The organism is Lederbergia sp. NSJ-179 (assembly GCF_022867885.1).
In the GTDB taxonomy this organism is placed as follows: Bacteria; Bacillota; Bacilli; order Bacillales; family Bacillaceae_C; genus Lederbergia.
Genome location: NZ_JALIFP010000079.1, coordinates 1 through 4,077, shown reverse-complemented (window position 1 = coordinate 4,077; position 4,077 = coordinate 1). Strand labels below are relative to the sequence as shown.

General features: G+C 36.3%; 2 protein-coding genes and 2 pseudogenes. 1 reads left to right on the top strand and 3 read right to left on the bottom strand.

Annotated features, from left to right (window positions below; translation table 11 throughout):
- Both MUB24_RS22735 and MUB24_RS22730 read right to left on the bottom strand, forming a co-directional pair.
- A pseudogene (locus tag MUB24_RS22735) lies at window positions 1–281 on the bottom strand (hypothetical protein); the annotation flags it as partial.
- A 378-nt stretch (window positions 282–659) separates the two neighbouring features.
- A complete protein-coding gene (locus MUB24_RS22730) occupies window positions 660–1,193 on the bottom strand; it encodes a hypothetical protein (RefSeq protein ID WP_244707981.1) in 534 nt (177 codons plus the stop codon).
- Window positions 1,194–1,526: 333 nt separating this feature from the next.
- Between MUB24_RS22730 and MUB24_RS22725 the strand changes: the two genes are divergently transcribed.
- A complete protein-coding gene (locus MUB24_RS22725; RefSeq protein WP_244707979.1) occupies window positions 1,527–2,063 on the top strand; it encodes a hypothetical protein in 537 nt (178 codons plus the stop codon).
- 1,824 nt (window positions 2,064–3,887) lie between these two features.
- Here MUB24_RS22725 and MUB24_RS22715 read toward each other — a convergent pair.
- Window positions 3,888–4,077 (bottom strand): annotated as a pseudogene (locus MUB24_RS22715) (IS1634 family transposase); the annotation flags it as partial.

Here is a 4,077-nt window from a genome sequence, read left to right as displayed (position 1 = left end):
CGTTCTTTATTTGGTATTTTATAATAAACTGTTTCTTCTCCATCTATCATTACTTTTTGTTCATAAGAGTCCTTTGCATTAAAGGTCGTCGCTGTATCTGGCACGAACCCTATCTCTTCTTCCGTATTTTCTTCAATAATAAGATGTTCCTCATCAAATATTTCTACTTCTTTTTGATTCCTAACATTTTCATTCTTTTGAATGGATTCAGTACCAGTACATCCTATTAAAAAAAGGCAAATTGAAAAAGAAAATGTAAAGGACATAAGATATCTCAACATTGTATTTTCTCCTAACTAATATAATCCCCAGTTATTATGGTTTTCAAACTATAAAGAGGGAAATCCCCTCAAATTTGAATGACAGCATTTAAAAAACAAAGATATTCAGATCATCATATAATTATAAAATAAAAAATTTTTGAAATCCAACAACAAGGGAAATTGAGTATAAAAACAGTTTGATTCGAAGCACCCAAGTACTGCCAAAACAAAAATTTCCTTGCTTCAAATATTGAGCATTACAGCAGCCTATATATGGACTTTTTACACAAGATTTGTTTCAATGCATTTGACAAACTTAAACAGGTAGTTAAACCAAATGTTCTTCTGTATATCAAAAATGAGAAGCTCATATAATGAACTTCTCATTCTCCTTAGTTAGAATTTATAGATAGCTCCAGTATCGTCTGAGTATGTGTTTTTAGATGTTGATAAAGTGTGATGAGATTTCCCTCTATATTCTGTTCCAGGTTGAACAGTTCCAGGATTGGTAGATAAAGTAGCTGACGATGTGCTTTTACCTACTCCATTATCTTTTTTAGTACTAATGATAGATCCATTCCTCATAAATTGTAGAGTTACACCATGAGTTGCAAGGATAACTTTACTAGTAGTTTTACCCACAGCCTGAACCTTACTAATTGGGTAACCCGCTGCAAATGTACTAGGAGTAGCCGTTATACTTGTAGATCCAGAACCATCGTTTTTAAATTTTATGCTGTCATAAGTGGTAACATTCCCATCATCATAAGTTTTAAAATCAATAGAAGATGGTAATTCGGCAATCTCATTCCATAATTCTAGATCCCTATTTTCATTTTCTGCAGCAGATACGCTACCAACGGATAACCCCACAAGGGCTAAAGACAATGTAGAAGCTATTCCAATTTTCTTTGAAATTTCCATTCTCATTAAAATTCCCCCTTGCATTTTATATGATGTAAGGCCTTACATTACAGTAATTCAACAAAAAAAAGAAAACCCCTTCAAAATAATAATTACTTTTTTAAAAGTTTTCTTTGCTTCATTGTAAAATGAAATGCAACAACTAAATAAATAGAAAAGCATCGTGAAACCAGGTATAGTTAAAGTTGACCATAACCACAAACATACAGAGGTAAATCACGATGACTCACTCTCATTCTAACACGAAAAAACGAAGCTATATACATTTACTTGATCGAAAGAGGCCAAATAGCTGCGTACTCGGAACAAAGACCGTCTTCAAGGGATATCACAAAGAAAATGGGACGTGATGAGCACAGTACAATATCACGTGAACGAAAACCAGGCACAGTTGAACAACTTGATACGAATCGCCAACCTTACAAAATATACTTTCCAGATGTTGGTGCGCGTGTATACGAAGAGAACCGAAAAAATGTGGTGACAACCATCTTAATGGCTTCTTGGAAATACTTTTTATATGCTGAAAAAAATCTGAAAGCCGATTGGTCCCCTGATGTTGTTGTGGGTCATGCAAAAAAGCAAAATGAATTCGATTCCGTCCCTTGCATAAAAACACAATATAACTGGATTGATCATGGTGATTTAAAAGTGAAGAATATGGATTTAGTTTTGAAACTCGTCGAAACGCAAAGCCTTCAACAACCAGAAATAATAAAAGAACTTGGTACTAGTATAGAAGAAAGATCGGAATCCATTGAAACGCGTAAGGCTATTATCCAACGTATATCAAGTAAGAGTGCGCCAGCGATAAGCGATGTTTACAAGGGATATTTCAAGAGTACCCAAATGTTCAACAAACGTTTAAAAGTATAACAGCTGATAACGGAATTCAGTGAACTTAGCGAGCAAGGAGAAGGAATGGGAATAGATGTTTATTTTGGCATCCATATGCATCATGGGAAAGAGGGACGAATGCGCGTCATAATGGACTGCTCAGACGCTTTATATAAAGAAAGGTCAACCGATTCATGCATACTCCGAATAACACATTACAGAAGTTACCAATTGGATGAATACATTGAAAAAAAGGGTTTTTGCTGTCACTTAACTAGTGTCTTGGCCATGTTCCTTTTTTAAGGATTCACTTTTGCCACTCAACAGACCAGTTTCAACGTTAACTTCCGTGGTCCTGTGTTTCGTATAGGAATCCGGTCTTTGATCCCCGTTCTGGGGTGAGAAGCCGTTACTGATATGCCTTTAGCTAACAATAATAAAATCGGATATCTTTGCGGATCGACTCGAGAAATTTTTACCCGCGATGACCTTTTTAGCAGCCAACATCATAGGTTTTTCACCTATCCCATATACAAGCATAAGACGAATGGAACGCTTTCCCGCTATGATCTTCACAATGTGTGGATTTAAACAATTTCCTTTCAAAAAGACCTTGCGATTCTCGGTTAATCGGATGATATACTGCTCTTTTTGATGCATAGAGTCAAACAGGGACATTCATGTCATTCACTCGGTCAAAGAAAAATGTTGCGTTCTTTTTAATGTGTCCGATCACAAAATACAATCCCTGAAATAAAACTTCATTGGTGGACTTGTAGCTTTTTTTCTAAGAGGAATGAATGCGGAATAACAGATTGGTGGGCTGTTTCTGGTTGGCGATCAAATCGACGATTTCTGTGACGTTGTATCCTTTTTCGATTATGTGCTCTTTGCTGGAACCATCCTTGACTTTACCCACAGTGCTTCGAATGACCGCCCATGGGTTTTAGTGACATTGGAATCATTTACCATAATGAGAGGTTCCTTGCCTAACGCCTTCACCATTTTTGTGTGTAGCGAGAAAGAACGGACGAGGACAGTAATGCCCTAAATTCCGGCTTAATCGTTCAATGATATTTTTAATCAAGACGGGCTCATTTTAGCGACGGCAATGTCTTTAAAGATAACACTACCGGATTTTAAAATGCCATGGATGGACCGGATCACGAACTTGGATTCCACCTGACTCGCTTTTGATACGATACTTTTTGTGAATTAAACTGATTTACTTTTTATCCAGTACACACCTGTAGTGGAATGGAACATGAAAAGGCCATCTTATAGTTGTTTAGTAGCGTTTTAGCTGGTTATAAAATTATACCAAACAACAGGGGCCTTTTCGCTGTTTTTACCTCGCTTTTCGCTACCTTACCGTATTTTTATTGAGGGATCACCTCTTGAAATTGCCCTACTCATTCACCTCTTGATTGTTTACGGAAACTCAAGTTAAAAATAACTTGCCATATACAGTCTGTTTGTTACCATAAAGATAATATTTCTTTTAGTTATTTAGTTGCTTTCTAAGCAGAAGTCGTTATACCTTCATTTTTTGGAAGGAGATTCGGCATGAAAATTTATTGCCCTCGTATTCCTTAATAAAGTTATGTTGGGCAGACTACTGTCACAAAAGGACTATTATGTCCATTATATAGAGTTAATTAAAGTCGGTTAGTTCCATCTTTGGGATTGGTCGGCTTTTTTTATAGATATATATAAAGAAAGGAGATGAACAGAGAAAGTATAAAACCTGACTTTTGCAGTTGAAATAAACAAAAACAGCCTAGAACCCGCATGAATGCTGACTCTTAGGCTGTTTTTGCTTGTCAGAAAGTTGTAGTGTAATTCACCCTTTTTTAACCGCCCCTACAATTTTTTTATTTCTCCCAGTGACAAGCATTTTTGGCCTAGATCGATGCCCAGTTCCTTCTTTATACCGGAAAGCACCTCATCATAATGGTCAAACAAATAATAATTTTCCTGTATATGGCTACAGGACGCTTTTTTCAGGCTGTCAAGTATAGCAGAGATCGAATGTTTTCCTTTCAATCGGTGC